6 protein-coding genes are annotated in these 19,089 nt (G+C 47.6%); 5 read left to right on the top strand and 1 reads right to left on the bottom strand.

Going from position 1 to position 19,089, the window contains the following annotated elements; all coding sequences use genetic code 11:
- Positions 1-15 precede the first annotated feature (15 nt).
- Positions 16-843: a 4'-phosphopantetheinyl transferase family protein gene (locus BCU34_RS02890; protein WP_102478424.1), complete on the bottom strand. Its 828-nt coding sequence runs from the start codon at positions 841-843 to the stop codon at positions 16-18.
- Between the two features lie 527 nt (positions 844-1,370).
- Between BCU34_RS02890 and BCU34_RS02885 the strand changes: the two genes are divergently transcribed.
- Genes BCU34_RS02885 through pfaD form a run of 5 tightly spaced genes read left to right on the top strand, consistent with a single transcriptional unit; the run spans position 1,371 to position 19,045 of the window.
- Positions 1,371-1,562: a hypothetical protein gene (locus tag BCU34_RS02885; protein WP_102480884.1), complete on the top strand. Its 192-nt coding sequence runs from the start codon at positions 1,371-1,373 to the stop codon at positions 1,560-1,562.
- A complete protein-coding gene (locus tag BCU34_RS02880) occupies positions 1,562-9,418 on the top strand; it encodes a type I polyketide synthase (RefSeq protein WP_102480883.1) in 7,857 nt (2,618 codons plus the stop codon). The genes BCU34_RS02885 and BCU34_RS02880 overlap by 1 nt, the downstream gene beginning before the upstream one ends.
- Positions 9,418-11,466: a PfaB family protein gene (locus BCU34_RS02875; protein WP_102480882.1), complete on the top strand. Its 2,049-nt coding sequence runs from the start codon at positions 9,418-9,420 to the stop codon at positions 11,464-11,466. The genes BCU34_RS02880 and BCU34_RS02875 overlap by 1 nt, the downstream gene beginning before the upstream one ends.
- Entirely contained in the window at positions 11,463-17,369 is a 5,907-nt protein-coding gene (locus BCU34_RS02870) for a beta-ketoacyl synthase N-terminal-like domain-containing protein (RefSeq protein WP_102480881.1), read from the top strand. Before BCU34_RS02875 ends, BCU34_RS02870 begins: the two co-directional genes overlap by 4 nt.
- A gap of 38 nt (positions 17,370-17,407) precedes the next feature.
- Entirely contained in the window at positions 17,408-19,045 is a 1,638-nt protein-coding gene (pfaD, locus tag BCU34_RS02865; protein ID WP_102480880.1) for an eicosapentaenoate synthase subunit PfaD, read from the top strand.
- Positions 19,046-19,089 lie beyond the last annotated feature (44 nt).

Raw genomic sequence — 19,089 nt, 5'->3', positions numbered from 1 at the left:
CCTCACCAAGCTAGCTTAAAAGAGATGAGACGATGAAAAGGTTCTCATCTCTACCTTCATCGGTAGCAAATTTCCACCAAGCGTAACCGCAAAGCGATACTGCTCATCCAACCGCCCTAAGCAACATTGCCAATCTGTAGAAATATCGGTTTGCTCAGTAACATCCAACCCAACTCCACTGTATATGCTGATTTCACCATGAAATCTAATTTCATCCTGCAAGTTTGGTTGAAAATTCGAAGGGTGAATTGGCAATGTTTGCTCCGTCAGATTGGAGAAATCAAACGAAAAGCTTCGCAACGATGTGGCTAGCCCCCTGCCCGTCGCTTTGATATACGACTCCTTCAGCGCCCATAGATCGAAAAAGCGCTCTCTCTGCAGCTCTTTACTAAGTTTAAGTAAATCCGCCAATTCCTTATCTGAAAAATAGTGCTTCATGATCGAATCGATATTGGTCGAGCTTCTTGCATGTTCGATATCGATACCCAGTTGAACTCGCTTCCCTTCTCTCTGGCAAACCGCGACTAACAAATGTTCTTTGCTATGACTGATATTGAAATTCAGGCCGGTTTCTATTTGTTGTTTCTCAATTAATCTTGGCTTCCCTTTCTCACCATATTCAAAGCACCACGCTTCAGGCATCAAATCAGAATAGCTAGACAGCACCTTTCTTAGGTAGTTGCGAACATACAGGGCCTGAATTTGAGATGAAGGCATTCGATAGCGCTCAACTTTGGCTATCTCGTCGGCCGTCAGTCTCTTTTTGAGCTGAGATACAATGTCTGGCTGGTCATTCAAGTTACCCAGAGAACATAGCCACAAATCAACAACGGGAGTTTTCATTTAACTCGAACTCACTTCTATAAATCACTCTTCAAAACACGATCGGAACAACCCAATCGAACAAATTTAACTCACCTATGAATTAAGTGGAACCTAGAGAATACGGGAGGGAAACCCCCTTCATATGAGGACTTAAAACTAATTTTTCAAATAATAACAAATTAAAACACAGATCACACTTAGCCTTACACAAGAGGCATCCATTAAATGTTACTTACAAAAATATGACATAGATCTCGCCAACTCAAAATATAGAGCAAAAACACTAAAAAACAACTCATAACCATTAATTATCAATAAGTTAATTAAATTAAAAATACAAAAATCAAAACCATGTCAAATTCATCTGGTCTGAACAGATCATAGTGGCCTCTGGGAGCATTGTATCGACCACTCACCTCGGGTAGCCTGCTCAACCATTAAACAAATTCACACGTTTTCTTTGCGGATACCGACTTGTCGTTTAGTCAGACTTTGAACAGGATTTTAATGGACATCGCCTCAACATTTGAATGCCACCGTCGCGCATGAAACACCTCCCCTACTCTCGTAAGTCAACGCACTTCGAAAACCTAATTTCTATCTGGTTGCCGCCACTCAGCAACCTGAATTTTCAGCTGCGCTTCCCTAAATCTGTTTCAGATTTTCTTTCTATAGCTTTAAAAGCGCAGCCTCAAAACACGACATCGCCCTCAGTGATTTCAAGTGGAGACTCATAATGAGCCAACCCGAAAAAAATACACCGGAATCAGTCGACGACACTCGACTTAATAAACGTCTTAAAGACATGCCTATTGCTATCGTTGGAATGGCAAGCATGTTTGCGAACTCTCGTTACTTAAACAAGTTCTGGGATTTGATCAGCGAAAAGATCGATGCAATTACCGAAGTGCCTGATACGCACTGGCGTCCAGAAGATTACTACGATTCAGATCGTACGACGCCAGACAAGTCTTACTGTAAGCGCGGTGGTTTCATCCCAGAAGTTGACTTCAACCCTATGGAGTTCGGTCTTCCGCCAAATATCCTTGAACTGACTGATACGTCACAGCTGCTTTCTCTGATCGTGGCAAAAGAAGTACTTGAAGATGCGAAACTTCCTGAAGGTTACGATCGCGATAAGATCGGTATTACGCTCGGTGTGGGTGGTGGTCAGAAGATCGCTCAAAGCCTAAATGCTCGTCTTCAATACCCGGTTTTGAAAAAAGTCTTCAAGAGCAGTGGCATCAACGACGAAGACAGCGAAATGCTGATCAAAAAGTTCCAAGACCAATACATCCATTGGGAAGAGAACTCGTTCCCTGGTTCATTGGGTAACGTTATTTCAGGTCGTATTGCTAACCGCTTTGACCTTGGTGGCATTAACTGTGTAGTAGATGCTGCGTGTGCAGGTTCTCTAGCCGCAATGCGTATGGCTCTGAGTGAGCTGGTTGAAGGCCGCAGTGAAATGATGATCACTGGTGGCGTGTGTACTGATAACTCGCCAACCATGTACATGAGTTTCTCTAAAACACCTGCATTTACCACCAATGAAACCATTCAACCTTTCGACATCGATTCAAAAGGGATGATGATTGGTGAAGGCATCGGCATGGTTGCTCTTAAGCGTCTTGAAGATGCTGAGCGCGATGGCGACAGAATCTACTCAGTGATTAAAGGTGTCGGTTCTTCTTCGGACGGTAAGTTCAAGAGTATCTACGCGCCTCGCCCTGAAGGACAAGCAAAAGCACTAAAACGCGCTTACGATGATGCTGGTTTCGCACCACACACGCTTGGCCTTTTAGAAGCGCACGGCACAGGTACAGCAGCAGGTGATGTTGCTGAATTTGGTGGCCTAAACTCGGTATTCAGTGAGAACAATGAAGAGAAGCAACACATTGCGTTAGGCTCTGTGAAATCTCAAATTGGTCACACTAAATCAACTGCGGGTACTGCAGGTTTAATCAAAGCTGCATTAGCACTACACCACAAAGTACTGCCGCCAACGATCAACGTATCGGCTCCGAATCCTAAGTTGGATATCGAGAACTCACCGTTCTACCTAAACACACAAACGCGTCCTTGGATGAAACGTGTCGACGGCACACCACGCCGTGCAGGTATCAGCTCATTTGGTTTTGGTGGCACTAACTTCCACGTTGTATTAGAAGAGTACACACCAGAACACGCTCGCGGTGACAAATACCGTCAACGCCAAGTACCGCAAACTCTGTTATTCAGCGCGGAATCTCGTCAAGCACTGATCAATGAGCTCAAGCAGGTTTCAACTCAAGCTGCAGATGCGGCATTCAAACTAGAAGCGCTTGCTGAGCAGCACGCTCTGCGCGAAGTAGACGCTAAGCACGCTCGTCTTGGTTTAGTTGTCACTGACCAATCAGACCTTCAAGCGCAACTGACTCAAGCGGTTTCTATGCTTGAGAGCCAAACCAAAACACATTGGCAGATGCCAAACGGTACTAGCTACCGTGAGTCGGCACTGATTGCAGAAAATGGTGCAGGTAAAGTGGCAGCACTATTTGCAGGTCAAGGTTCGCAATACCTCAACATGGGTCGCGAGCTTGCTTGTCATTACCCAGAGATGCGTCAACAGCTTGCTCAAGCGGATCAGGTATTTGGTCAGCACAAGAAAACGGCTCTGTCGCAAATTCTGTTCCCAATTCCAACCTTCACACCAGAAGCAACCAAAGCTCAAGAAGCTGTGTTAACCAACACGGCCAATGCTCAAAGTGCGATTGGTACTGTGTCTATGGGTCAGTTCGACATCATGACTCAAGCTGGCTTCAAAGCAGACATGGTGGCAGGCCACAGCTTTGGTGAACTAAGTGCACTATGTGCATCGGGTGTTATCTCGCAAGACGATTACTACCAGCTAGCTTTCGCTCGTGGCGATGCGATGGCAGCGACACCTGAACAAGGCGACAGCGGTACTATGTTTGCAGTCATCCTAGATGCAGACAAACTTCCAGCTGTTGAAAGCTGCATCAGCCAATTTGAAGGCGTGAGTATTGCTAACTACAACGCTCCGACTCAACTGGTTATTGCAGGTCCAACTGCGACGGTTCAACAAGCAGCACAAGCGCTAACTGAGCAAGGCTTCAAAGCGATTGCTCTGCCAGTTTCTGGCGCTTTCCACACACCGCTTGTTGCTCACGCTCAAAAATCATTTGCTTCTGCAATTGATAAAGCTTCATTCAGCGCTCCAACACTGCCGCTTTACTCAAATGCAACGGGCAAGTTGCACAGCAAAGACGCGAAAGCGATCAAGAAAGCGTTCAAGCAACACATGCTGCAATCGGTTCGTTTTAGCGAGCAAATTGAAGCGATGTATGAAGCAGGCGCGCGCGTATTCGTTGAGTTCGGTCCGAAAAACATTCTTCAAAAGCTGGTTGAGAAAACATTGGCTAATAAGAACGAAGAGCTTTACGCAATCAGTATCAACCCAAGCCCTAAAGGCGACAGTGACCAACAGCTTCGTTTAGCTGCAGTTCAACTATGCGTGGCAGGTGTTTCATTAGACAACATTGACCCTTACCAAGCTGACATTGCTGAACCTGCGAAGGCATCACCAATGAACATCAAGCTGAATGCAACCAACTACATCAGCCCTGCTACTCGTAAGAAAATGGATCAATCATTGGCTTCGGGCAACGTCACCGAAAAGACTGAGATTGTTGAAGTGAAAGTTGAAGTCGAGAAAATCGTGGAAAAAGAAGTGATTAAAACAGAAATCGTTGAAGTACCTGTGGCTGCTCCTCAAGCTTCAAATGTACAACAGTCAACTGCTCCAGCACCAAGTGCACAAGTAGCAACAGCTGCTCCGCAATCACAAGTGGTTCAAACTGCCCCAGCAACTATTCAGCCAGCAGCTCAAGTAACCGTTGATGAATCTTCACTGCAATCGTTCTTCAATGCTCAACAACAAGCAGCAGAAGTACATCAGCAATTCTTGGCGATTCCTCAGCAATACGGTGACACATTCAACACCCTAATGTCTGAGCAAGCGAAAATGGCAACAGCAGGCGTAGCAATTCCTGATAACCTACAGCGTTCTATGGAAATGTTCCACCAGCACCAAGCTGAAACGCTAAAAGCTCACGCTCATTACCTAGAAATGCAAGCGCACAGCAACAACTCAGCACTTAATATGCTGACGCAAGGTTCAGTACAAACGGCACAACCAACCTTCGTTGCGCCAGTAAATGCTCAACCAGTGATTCAAGCTCCAACTACTCCAGCAGCTATCGTCCAACAGCCTGTAGCTCAAGTACAAGCTGCTCCTGTACAAGCTGCGCCAGTTCAAGCTGCACCGCTTCAAAAGACAGCAGCTCAGCAAGCTCCAGTACAGAAAGCCGTTCCTACACCACAAGTAGCGGCTCAAGCGGCAGCGCCTGTTGCAGCTCAACCTGTGCCAGTTAAAGCGCAACCGGCTCCTGTGGCTGCACCAGTGGCAGTACAATCAGCCGATGCTGAAAAAGTGATGCTAGAAGTGGTCGCTGAGAAAACGGGTTACCCAACGGAAATGCTTGATCTAGAAATGGACATGGAAGCAGACCTTGGTATCGACTCAATCAAGCGCGTAGAGATCCTTGGTACCGTTCAAGACGAAATGCCGAACCTACCAGAGCTGAACCCTGAAGATTTAGCTGAATGTCGTACTCTTGGTGAAATCGTTACCTACATGAACAGCAAGATGCCAGCATCAGCGCCTGTGGCAGCACAACCAAGCGCAACTGCTCCTGTTCAAGCTGCTAACGGTCTTGATGCAAAAGTCGTTCAACAAACCATGCTAGAAGTGGTTGCTGGGAAGACCGGTTACCCAACGGAAATGCTTGATCTAGAAATGGATATGGAAGCAGACCTTGGTATCGACTCAATTAAACGTGTTGAGATTCTTGGTACGGTTCAAGATGAACTGCCTACTCTTCCAGAGCTAAACCCTGAAGATTTAGCTGAGTGTCGCACTCTTGGCGAAATTGTTGCTTACATGAACAGCAAGCTCCCAACTTCTGCACCAGTTGCAGCACAAACGGAAGTAGTTGCTCCAGCAGCAGCTAACAATGGACTAGATGCAGCTGTTGTTCAGAAGACGATGTTAGAGGTGGTAGCAGAGAAGACGGGCTACCCGACTGAAATGCTAGATCTAGCAATGGATATGGAAGCTGACCTTGGTATCGATTCAATCAAGCGTGTTGAGATTCTTGGTACGGTTCAAGATGAACTACCGACTCTTCCAGAGCTAAACCCTGAAGACCTCGCTGAGTGTCGTACTCTTGGCGAAATCGTTGCTTACATGAATACTAAAAGCATGAACAGCAAGCTTCCAGCTTCTGCTCCAGTAGTGGCTCAAGTATCTGCACTAGTGCAAGCAGTATCAAACGGTTTAAACGCAGAACAAGTTCAAGGCACAATGCTGAGCGTAGTGGCTGATAAAACGGGCTACCCAACAGAAATGCTAGACTTAGCAATGGACATGGAAGCAGACCTTGGCATCGACTCAATCAAACGTGTTGAGATCCTTGGAACGGTTCAAGACCAGCTACCAACATTGCCAGAGCTGAATCCTGAAGACCTGGCTGAGTGTCGTACTCTGGGTGAAATCGTTGACTACATGAATAGTAAGCTAGGCGCTACTGCTACTACGAGTACAGAAGTCGCTGCAGCAACTGTAGAAAGCGCGAGCAACGACCTAAACCCTGCTCACGTTCAATCCACAATGATGGAAGTGGTTGCCGACAAAACAGGCTACCCAGCAGAAATGCTCGACCTAACGATGGATATGGAAGCAGACCTTGGCATCGACTCAATCAAACGCGTTGAGATTCTAGGTACGGTTCAAGACCAGCTACCAACGCTGCCGGAGCTAAACCCTGAAGACTTAGCTGAGTGTCGTACGCTTGGTGAAATCGTTACCTACATGCAAAGTAAGCTATCCGCTGCTGCACCCGTAGCGACTCCAAAGGCTGAATCAGTAACGCCTATCGTAGAAACAGCGACAGCGGAACTTCCTCCACACAATGAGGTAGCGCTAAAAAAGCTACCAGCGGCAGATAAACTCGTCGATTGTTTCTCAAAAGACGCTTGTGTCGTGATCACAGATGATGGTCACAACGCCGGTGTTCTAGCAGAAAAGTTGACCGCTAACGGCATTCAAGTTGCTGTAGTGCGTAGTGCTCTTTCTGCCGCGTCACCTTTAAACAGTGAAATCGCAAGCTACACACTCAACAGCGTCGATGATGCTGGTGTGACTGCGGTTATTAACGACATCGAAGTAGACCTTAAAACGTCGAACAAAGTGATTGCTGGCTTCATTCACCTACAAGCTATCGTTGATGCTAAACAAAGCAACGAGCAAGCGGTTAACTTGAATGCAGACTCAAGAGCTTCGCTAACCACAGCGTTCTTGTTCGCGAAGCACCTAAATGGCCAACTGAATGCTGTTTCTGGTCGCAGCGTGTTCTTCACGCTAAGCCGTATCGATGGTGGCTTTGGTTACCTAAATACTAAGCAACTAGCGAATGCAGAACTTAACCAAGCCGCGTTGTCTGGTCTAACTAAGACACTGAGCCATGAATGGTCAAGCGTGTTCTGCCGTGCATTGGATGCAGACGCTTCGATTGATGCTCGTCACCTTGCTGAAGCTATCACAGGCGAACTGTTCGATATCGATACCAATACGGTTGAAATCGGCCTTAGCCATGCGGAAAACGGTGAATCTGGTCGTGCAACATTGATTGCTGCAACACCAGGTACTGCACAAACTAAAAACACAGGCGCTCAACTCACCAAGAGCGATAAAGTTCTCGTAACTGGTGGCGCTAAAGGCGTGACGTTTGAATGTGCACTGACGCTTGCTAAGCAATGTAAATCTCATTTCATTCTTGCAGGTCGTAGTAAGCATATTACTTCAGCTGAGCTACCTCAGTGGGCACAGGGCAAGCAAGAGAAAGAGCTAAAACCAGCGGCTATCGCTCACCTACAAGCAACAGGTGATAAACCAACACCGAAAAAAGTTGATGCCTTGCTAAAACCGGTATTGAGCAGCCTTGAAATCAACGCAGCACTTGCCGCTTTCAATGAGATTGGCGCGAGCGCTGAATACCTAAGTCTAGATGTGTCGAACCATGAGTCTGTAGCGAAAACACTGGCGAATTTCGACGGCATCACGGGGCTAATCCACGGCGCAGGTGTACTGGCTGACAAACACATTCAAGACAAAACGCTTGATGAACTGAACATGGTTTACGGCACCAAAGTGGGTGGACTAGAAGCGGTTCTTGGTGGTCTTGATAGCGGCAAGTTAAAACTGATTGCGATGTTCTCTTCGGCGGCAGGTTTCTATGGAAACACAGGCCAAAGCGATTACTCGATGTCTAACGAGATCCTGAACAAAGCGGCTCTACAACTGTCTGCGCGTAACCCTCAAGCGAAAGTAATGAGCTTCAACTGGGGACCGTGGGACGGCGGCATGGTAAACGCAGCACTGAAACGTATGTTTACAGAGCGTGGTGTGTACGTAATTCCTCTTCAGGCAGGTGCAGAACTGTTTAGCTCTCAACTACTGAACGAAACTGGCATTCAACTGCTGGTTGGTACGAGCATGCAAGGTTCTGACAACAAGGAAGCTGCTGTAAAAAAGCTTAATGCGGAGTCTGTGCATCTTGCAAAGAGTCCGCTGAATACAAGCATTACTGTGACACGTCATCTTGATCCTAAGGCATTGCCTTTCATTCAAGATCACTGCATTGCCGGTAACCCCGTGTTACCGACAGTGTGTGCCATCCAATGGATGCGTGAAGTGGCGGAGCAACTGTTAGGGGTGAACGTTAGCGTTCACAACTACAAACTGCTTAAGGGTGTGATTTTTGATACTGATGAAGTGCAAGAGCTAAAACTGGTTCTTTCTTCTGATGCTAAATCAAAAGATCAGCTAAAAGCAGTGATCAGTTGCCAAGGACGACCACAGTATCAAGCTCAGTTGCAAGTTGCCTCTGTGCAAGTGTCTGAAGATGTTCAACAAGCGTCAGAGAAACGCTTTGAAGCCAACACTTCAGCACCTGTAACAACGGCGCAAGCTCTATACAGTGACGGCACTCTGTTTCACGGACCAAGACTGCAAGGTATTACTTCAGTCGAGCGCTTTGACGACTTAGGCTTATTGGCTCAATGCCAGTTGCCTCAGATTGAAAACAGCGACTGCGGATCATTTATTCCGAAGCAAGGTTTTGGCGATAGTCAGCCATTTTCAGAAGATTATCTATTGCAAGCCATGTTGGTATGGGCTCGATTGAAATACGGTGCGGCAAGCCTACCGTCTGCAATTGGTGAGTTTGTTTGTTACGCACCGATGCACAATGGTGACCGAGGTTGGTTAGAGCTGAGCGTGATAAAAAGCACGGCTCGTTCACTGCAAGCTGATATCTCGCTTTACCACCAGGATGGTCGTTTAAGCGCAGTAATGAAAGGTGCCAAAGTCACCATCAGCAAGAGCTTAAACGACGCATTTTTGCCGAAGTCTAGCTCAGCAGTATCAAAGAAAGAGGCGACTAAAAACGCAGAAAAGGAGCAATTGTCATAGTGATTGTTCCTACTAATAAAGCGATGCCATTGCGCATCGCTCTTTTAGCTCAGCCAGCAAACGCGGCTGAGCTTTCTGCCGACTTATCACCTTCGATTCCAGAGATTGTTACTGTTGTGGTTGATGGCAATTTTAATCAAGCACTTGCTCACGCCATCGAGACAGTCAATCAAGGTAATGTTGTTAAGCTTGGTTTGAATTCTCACTCACCATCATTGTTGATGTTGAGTGCACTGACCGCTGCTCAAAACAAGATTCATCCACACGCTTATCTAGCGGGTTTTGTAGATACAGCTACTGGAGATAGCGTCCAGCTTGCTCTGGATATTGCGCGCCGCCCCGCTACAGATTTAAGTCATCAACAGCAACACTCTGACTTATCGGCTTCGCAACAGTTTGGTCAATTGTTGAATATGGTGAATGCAATATCGAGCCGCTCATTGCCGAGCCATTCATTACCTAACCATTACTGGTTCACTGAGACGAACAAAGCTCGTGTTGCTTCATTGACCTTCAATGACGATAACCAAAATGCCACCAGCCTGATATTGACTCAAGCGACCGGTTTGCAAGAACCGAAACCATTGCTATCGAGCGAGCGTTTGATGTTTGTGCTTTCTGGCAACGAACAAGCCGAATTGGTTTCTCTGTTAACCTCGTTAAGAGAAGAGCTTAAATGCGTTAACGAATCGGCAGACAGCAAACTTGCTATCGCCACTTTGATGCATTCAAACCTAAGTCACTTCCAAAGTGTTCAGCACAATGCTGGCCGTGGTGCGAACATCGTGATTCAAGGTGCTTCAATTGAGGCTGCAATACAAGAGGTCACCGCGATAGAGAATGCGTTGCCAAAAGTAATGGCTGATAATAGCCAATACAAAACCCCAGCGGGAAGTTGTTTCTCACCGATGCCTCAAAGCAAAGGTGGCGTTGCATTTGTTTACCCTGGTGTTGGCACGGTTTATCCCGGCATGTTGCGCGAATTTCACCACCATTTCCCACAGTTATTTGCTCGGTTAGAGCGCGAAGGTAACTTGAAAGAGATGCTGCAGGCTGACAAAACCTACGCTGACGACTCGCAAGAAATGTCGCTTAGTGAATTGGCCATTGCAGGTGTAGGCAGTAGTTATCTGTTAACACAACTGCTGTGTGATGAATTCAAAGTGCAGCCAGATTTCGCCTTGGGCTACTCCAAAGGTGAAGCCTCCATGTGGGCCAGCTTAAATGTTTGGAAAAACCCACATGCGCTAATCGAGATGACTCAAACTAGCCCTATTTTCACCACGGCTATTTCTGGCGAACTCACCGCAGTGCGTCAAGATTGGCAGCTGAACGGCGACGAAAGTATCCAATGGAATAGCTTTGTGGTTCGCAGTGATGCACAAGCGATTAAGGCTCTGTTACCAGAATTTCCGCGCGCTTATCTCGCTATCATCCAAGGTGATACTTGCGTACTGGCAGGCTGTGAAAGCACCTGTCGTGCTCTGCTCAAGAAACTGGGTAAACGTGGCATTGCCGCGAACCGTGTTACTGCAATGCACACCACGCCAGCGTTGAGCCAGCATAGCCAAGTGCAGGAGTTTTACACTCAACCACTGTTCGACGAGTTGCCAAAGCATATCCGCTTTATCAGCGCAGCAGGTCTACCGACTGGCGCACCAATCAATATCGACAGCGATAGTATCGCCCTTTCGATTGCCGACACCTTCTGTTCAACGTTAGATTTCACCGCGTTGATCCAGAGTGCGCGTCAACAAGGTGCTCGTCTGTTTATAGAAGTAGGTGCCGATCGTCAAACCAGCACATTGATCGACAAGATCAATCGTAGCGACAACGTAGCCGACCAATACTGCACAATCGCTTCCAATGCCAAAGGCGGTGACGATGTTGTCACGCTCATCAAATGCATTGGTCAGCTCATTACTCATCAAATTCCACTGTCTGTCGAGCCTCTTATTCAAGGGCTAGAACAACAGATCACCGCCGCTAAGCAATTAAGTGGTATGCCTCAAGGCAGCGCAGTGAATCATCAAGGAGAGCTAGTATGAGTTCTCAATCGAATCAGGCTCAGAACAAACAGCAAGTGAAGTGCAATAAGATCGCGATTGTCGGTATTGCTAACCAATACCCTGAAGCTGATACGCCAAAAGATTTTTGGCAAAACTTGCTAAACAAAAAAGATTCTCGAACCACATTAAGCGCTGAAAAGTTAGGTGCTAAACCTGAAAGCTATCAGGGTGTGCAAGGTGAGTCAGACCGCTTTTACTGTGATAAAGGCGGCTACATCGAAAACTTCAATTTCGACAGCAATGGCTACCGTTTAACAGCCGAGTCATTCAAAGGTATCGACCAGAGTTTCCTTTGGGCTTTGGATACCAGTCGCAAGGCTTTAGACGACGCAGGCATTGATTTGAATGCCGATGTTTTAGAGCGCACAGGCGTGATCATGGGTGCCCTTTCGTTCCCAACCACACGCTCAAACGACCTGTTTCTGCCGATGTATCACTCGGTGGTCGAGAAAGCACTCAAAGATAAATTGGCTAATGACCAGTTTTCACTGCTACCAACCAATGAAACTGCTCAAGACCTCAACCCGATCAACGGTGCTGCAGCACACAACGCCTCTAAGTTAGTAGCTGATGCGCTAGGTTTAGGCAACGTACAACTTAGCCTAGATGCGGCATGTGCAAGCTCAGTGTATTCATTGAAGTTAGCGTGTGATTACTTGAACACGGGCAAAGCCGACATGATGTTGGCAGGCGCGGTATCCGGTGCTGACCCATTCTTTATCAACATGGGTTTTTCCATTTTCCACGCTTACCCTGACCACGGTGTGTCGGTTCCGTTTGATAGCAACAGTAAAGGCCTGTTTGCTGGCGAAGGTGCCGGTGTTTTAGTGCTAAAACGCTTAGCTGATGCAGAGCGTGATGGCGACAACATCTACGCAGTCGTCAGCGGTATTGGCTTGTCGAACGATGGCCGTGGCCAGTTCGTATTAAGTCCAAATAGCAAGGGACAAGTCCAAGCCTTTGAACGCGCTTACGAGGCTTCAAACCTATCACCAGACAGCATTGAAGTGATTGAGTGCCACGCAACCGGCACACCGTTAGGTGACAAGGTTGAGTTAACCTCAATGGAACGTTTCTTTGCTGACAAGTTGAATGGTTCTAACCCGCCATTGATTGGCTCTGCCAAGTCAAATCTCGGTCACTTACTGACGGCAGCAGGTATGCCTGGGATCATGAAGATGATCTTCGCGATGAAAGAAGGTGTGCTTCCTCCAAGTATTAATTTGGACAAGCCACTATCGTCGCCAGAAGGTTTATTTGGTTCACAGACGCTACCAACACAAGTGCAACCTTGGCCAAGTAAAGCGGGCAACCAAGAGCGCTGTGCGGGTGTTTCTGTATTTGGTTTCGGTGGTTGTAATGCTCACTTACTGCTTGAAGCGTATTCAGGTACGGGTCATGCAAACCAGACTCTAGAGTCAGCATCTCCAAGCCTACAATCGCCTAATTTAAGCATTACTGGTCTCGCGTCTCACTTCGGTTCTCTGCAAAGCATCAATGCACTAAGCACTGCGATTGAGACTAACAGCGATGCTTTCATTACCTTGCCGAAGAAACGCTGGAAAGGCTTAGACCAACATCCAGAACTGCTGAATCAGTTTGGTTTACACGGCATTCCAAATGGCGCGTACATCGATCAATTCGACCTCGATTTCCTACGCTTCAAAGTGCCGCCTAATGAAGATGACCGTTTGATCTCTCAGCAGTTGCTACTGATGAAAGTTGCAGACGAAGCCATCAAAGATGCCAAGCTTGTAGCTGGCCAAAAGGTAGCAGTACTCGTCGCTATGGAAACAGAGCTTGAGATGCACCAATTCCGTGGACGCGTAAACCTGCATAGCCAATTGGCTGACAGCTTTACCAACATGGGGATTGAGCTGACACAAGACGAATACCAAGCGCTAGAAACCATTGCGATGGACAGTGTGATGGACGCAGCCAAGCTGAACCAGTACACCAGTTTCATCGGTAATATCATGGCTTCGCGCATCTCTTCATTGTGGGACTTTAACGGCCCTGCCTTTACGATTTCAGCCGCTGAACAGTCGGTTGCTCGTTGTATCGATGTCGCACAAAACCTAATGTCGCAAGAATCCATGGATGCAGTCGTGATTGCAGCCGTTGACCTTAGCGGCAGCGCAGAACATGTGATTCTGAAGAACAGCGTGAGCCCAGTGTCACTTGATCCTAAATTCGGACAACCGCAAGACGGCAGTTGGAATGTCGGTGAAGGCGCTGGTGCAATCGTTCTTGTTGAAGAGAGTCGAGCCACCGGAAACCAAGATACGGCTTACGGCAGCATCAATGCATTGGCCTTTGGTTCAAGCGAGCGTAGCAACGCCGTTGCTGATGAGTTACTGACTCAAGCAGGCATCGGCTCGAACGATGTATCTTTGCTTGAGCTTAACCATGCACCAGAGTCTTCATCACACGAGCTTGTATCTCTCAATCTAGGTGTAACCAAGACCACTCAAGCAAGTCTACGTGTGGGTCACTGCTCTGCAGCTTCTGGCATGGCAAGTCTGCTACACGGCCTGCTCAACCTGAACCTTAAGTCTCTGAATCCAAACATCAGCTCTAAGAGCGCGATTGTTGCCAACATCAGCGAAGGACAATGTTCACAGCTGCTACTAAGCCAGTCGAGTGTTGAATCTCAGTCACTTTCCGTTCGTTTAAGCAATGAACTAGCGAGCGATGCTAAACGTCAATTGGTTAAGCAAGTGACATTAGGTGGTCGCGATATCTATCAACATATTGCTCAAACCCCAGTGACCAACTTGGCAACGATTCAACAGAAAGCTTCTGGTAAACAAGCAGCAAGAGTGGCGTCGATTCCAACGACAGCAAGCATTCAAGCAGCCCTTGCGCAAAAAGAGTTAGAGAAGAAGGCATTAGCGCAGAACGCGGTAGAGCCAGTAATCGAAACTCCTACATCAGTATCCCCTACTCTGGCGCCAACTCGCCACAGTCAGCTAACAGGTAACCACAGCAATATGACTCATGTCCTATCCGCTAAAAATGGCGCGTCTCAAATCGACGCTAAGACGGATGCAGCATTACAACCGTCTGTAACACCACATAACCAAGCTTTTGCTCAAAACCAGCAAGCGGCCCAGCAAGTACACAAAGCATTCCTGCACACTCGTGCCCAAGGCATGCAGATGGCTGATGCACTATTAAAGGCACAGTTAAACGCAATTACGTCTGGTTTAGATAGCTCAGCCGAAACATCAGCTCAACCAGCTCAAGTTCAGTCAGCTCAGGTTCAGTCAACACCAGTCAACGTACTTGCGACACCAGCACCAGTAAAACCTATCCGTAAACCATGTATCTGGGATTACGATGATCTGGTTGAATACGCCGAAGGTGATATCGCCAATGTATTTGGTCCTGACTACGCGATCATCGATAGCTACTCGCGCCGCGTTCGATTGCCAACCACCGACTACCTATTGGTATCTCGTGTCACTAAGCTCAACGCGACAGTGAACGAGTACAGGCCAAGCACCATGACCACAGAATACGACATCCCAGTTGATGCGCCGTATCTTGTCGATGGTCAGATCCCTTGGGCTGTAGCGGTAGAATCTGGTCAGTGTGACCTAATGCTGATCAGCTACCTAGGTATTGATTTTGAAAACAAAGGCGAGCGTGTTTATCGCCTGCTTGATTGTACACTGACCTTCCTTGGCGACTTGCCTCGTGGTGGCGACACACTGCGTTACGACATCTCAATCAACAGCTTTGCTCGCAATGGCGACACACTACTGTTCTTCTTCTCGTACGAATGTTTCGTTGGCGACAAGATGATCCTGAAAATGGACAACGGTTGTGCAGGCTTCTTCACTGATGAAGAGCTAGCAGACGGCAAAGGGGTGATTCACACTGAAGAGGAGATCAAGGCTCGTAAGCTTGCCACTAAGCAACGCTTTGACCCGATTCTGCACTGCCCTAAAACCCAGTTTAACCACCAAGAACTGCGTCACCTACTGACTGCCAACATCGCAGAGTGTTTTGGCCCAACTCACCAATCTGATCGCCACCAGCCTTCTTTATGTTTCAGCTCAGAAAAATTCATGATGATCGAAAAGGTCAGCCGTGTTGAACCGCAAGGCGGCACATGGGGACTTGGTCTGATTGAAGGTCACAAACAGCTAGAACCTGAGCATTGGTACTTCCCTTGTCATTTCAAAGATGACTCAGTAATGGCCGGCTCTTTGATGGCAGAAGGTTGTGGTCAACTGCTGCAATTCTTCATGATGCACCTTGGCATGCACACGCTTGTTCAAAATGGTCGTTTCCAGCCGCTTGAAAATGCGCCTCAACAAGTACGCTGTCGTGGTCAAGTTCTACCACAATCGGCAGAACTGACTTACCGCATGGAAGTGACCGAGATTGGTTTAAGCCCTCGCCCATACGCAAAAGCTAACATCGATATCTTGCTGAACGGCAAAGTGATTGTTGATTTCCAAAACTTAGGTGTAATGATCAAAGAAGACGACGAATGTACTCGTTACCTGCCTTCTTTAGAAACAGCTGTCGCAACCCCTGTTATCGAAAACTTGGACCATAAAAGCTTGGGCCATACGCCAGCAGTGAATCAACAAGCTTCAGCAAATGCGCCACTTATGGCGCAAATTGAAGACCTAGAAACAACGCCAAATAAAGGCGTGATTCCTCTTCAACACGTTGAAGCTCCGGTAACGCCTGATTACCCGAACCGCACACCCGATACGGTTCCATTCACGCCTTACCATATGTTCGAATTCGCGACTGGCGATATCGAGAAATGTTTCGGCCCTGATTTCTCAATCTATCGCGGGATGATTCCACCACGTACTCCATGTGGCGACCTACAGTTAACTACACGTGTGGTTGAAATCGACGGTAAGCGTGGCGACTTCAAGAAACCTTCATCGTGTATCGCAGAATACGAAGTGCCAGAAAATGCATGGTACTTTGATGAAAACAGCCATCACACCTTGATGCCTTACTCGGTATTGATGGAGATCTCATTGCAGCCAAACGGCTTCATCTCTGGCTACATGGGCACCACATTGGGCTTCCCAGGTGAAGAGCTGTTTTTCCGTAACCTAGACGGCAGCGGCAAAATGCTGCGTAACGTCGACTTGCGTGGCAAAACGATTACCAACGATTCTCGTCTGCTTTCAACCGTAATGATGGGCACTAACATCGTACAGAGCTTTAGCTTCGAACTGAGCACTGACGGCGTGCCTTTCTACGAAGGTACAGCGGTATTTGGTTACTTCAAAGGCGCAGCACTGAAAGATCAGCTTGGTTTGGACAACGGTAAAGTGACTCACCCTTGGCACGTTGATAACAACCGCACACCGGATGTAAACATCAACCTGCTAGACAAAACGACTCGTTACTTCAATGCACCTGTTTCTGCTACTGGTGAAGTGCAAGAACACTACCAACTGGCTGGCGGTCGTTTGAACTTTATCGATACTGTGCAGATCACAAGCGATGGTGGTAAAGACGGTCTAGGTTACCTATACGCTGAGCGTACGATTGACCCAAGCGATTGGTTCTTCCAGTTCCACTTCCATCAAGATCCGGTAATGCCTGGTTCTCTAGGTGTCGAAGCGATCATCGAACTGATGCAAACCTACGCGCTAAACAAAGATCTTGGCGCTGGCTTCCGCAATCCGAAATTTGGTCAAATCCAATCTGAAGTGAAGTGGAAATACCGTGGTCAGATTAACCCTCTGAACAAGCAAATGTCTCTGGATGTACACATCACTGCGATTAAAGACGAAGACGGCAAACGTATCATCGTTGGCGACGCAAACCTGAGCAAAGATGGTCTGCGTATTTACGAAGTGAAAGACATCGCGATTTGTATCGAAGAAGCATAAGCCGCCATTAGAGACAGAGAATTAGGAAAGAATTTAGTATGACAACTCAAACTACTATCAATAACGAAAAGCTATCTCCGTGGCCTTGGCAGATCGAAGAGAACACAACGCGTTTCGATAGCGCGGCAATGTCGACAATCTTGAAAGATCTAAGCCTTGCTTGTTACGTCGTGAACCACCCAGAAAAAGGCTTAGGCGTTAGCCAACAAGCAGAGATTACATCAGGCAATTCAGCAAGCTCTGCTAACAGCCAACCTGTTAGCGCATTTGCTCCGGCTCTTGGTACTCAAAGCCTAGGCGACGAAGATTTTCGTCGCTGCCACGGCGTAAAATACGCTTACTACGCAGGTGCAATGGCAAACGGTATCTCATCAGAAGAGTTGGTGATAGCGCTTGGCCAGGCAGGCATTCTTTGTTCATTTGGCGCGGCGGGCTTAATCCCGTCTCGCGTTGAGCAAGCGATCAACCGTATTCAAGCAGCACTGCCAAACGGTCCTTATGCGTTTAACCTGATTCACAGCCCAAGCGAACCCGCTCTAGAGCGCGGCAGTGTAGAGCTGTTTTTGAAGCACAAAGTGAAAACCGTTGAGGCTTCAGCCTTCTTAGGTTTAACTCCGCAAATCGTTCACTACCGTGCCGCTGGCCTTAGCCGTGATGCACAAGGTGAGATTCAGATTGGAAACAAGGTTATTGCTAAGGTAAGCCGTACTGAAGTCGCGAGTAAGTTCATGCAACCAGCTCCAGCTAAAATGCTGCAAGCTCTAGTTGATGAAGGTCGAATCACAGCAGAACAGATGGAACTGGCGCAGCTGGTTCCTATGGCTGATGACATTACCGCAGAAGCAGATTCTGGTGGTCACACCGATAACCGTCCACTGGTTACGCTACTGCCAACGATTCTTGCACTGAAAGAGCAAATCCAAGCACAGTACCAATTCAAAACTCCGCTACGTGTCGGTTGTGGTGGTGGCGTAGGTACGCCTGACGCTGCTCTAGCGACGTTTAACATGGGTGCTGCTTACATTGTTACCGGTTCAATCAACCAAGCGTGTGTTGAGGCTGGCGCGAGCGAACACACACGTAAGCTGCTTTCGACAACCGAAATGGCTGACGTGACTATGGCTCCGGCAGCAGACATGTTCGAAATGGGCGTGAAACTGCAAGTGGTTAAGCGTGGCACCTTGTTCCCAATGCGTGCCAACAAACTGTATGAGTTATACACACGTTATGACTCGATTGAAGCGATTCCAGTAGAAGAGCGTCTGAAGCTTGAGAAGCAAGTATTCCGTTCAACACTGGATGACATTTGGGCAGGGACTGTGGCGCACTTTAACGAGCGCGATCCTAAACAGATCGAACGCGCTGAAGGCAACCCGAAGCGTAAGATGGCGTTGATTTTCCGTTGGTACTTGGGCCTTTCTAGCCGTTGGTCAAACACCGGCGAACAAGGTCGTGAGATGGATTACCAAGTATGGGCTGGCCCTGCACTTGGCGCATTCAACGCATGGGCGAAAGACAGCTACCTAGATGATTACCAGCAGCGTAATGCAGTCGACCTAGCAAAACACCTAATGCACGGCGCAGCCTACTTAGCTCGTGTTAACCTGCTGACTTCGCAAGGTATCAAGCTTGATCCAGAGCTAGCACGCTGGAAGCCGACGCAAAGAATGGCCTAGGCATTTCAATACAGCGTAATTAAGCTCAACGAATAAAAAAAGCG

The organism is Vibrio sp. 10N.286.45.E10 (assembly GCF_002874195.2).
Classification (GTDB): Bacteria; Pseudomonadota; Gammaproteobacteria; order Enterobacterales; family Vibrionaceae; genus Vibrio; species Vibrio crassostreae.
This window is presented reverse-complemented; position numbering and strand designations above follow the sequence as displayed.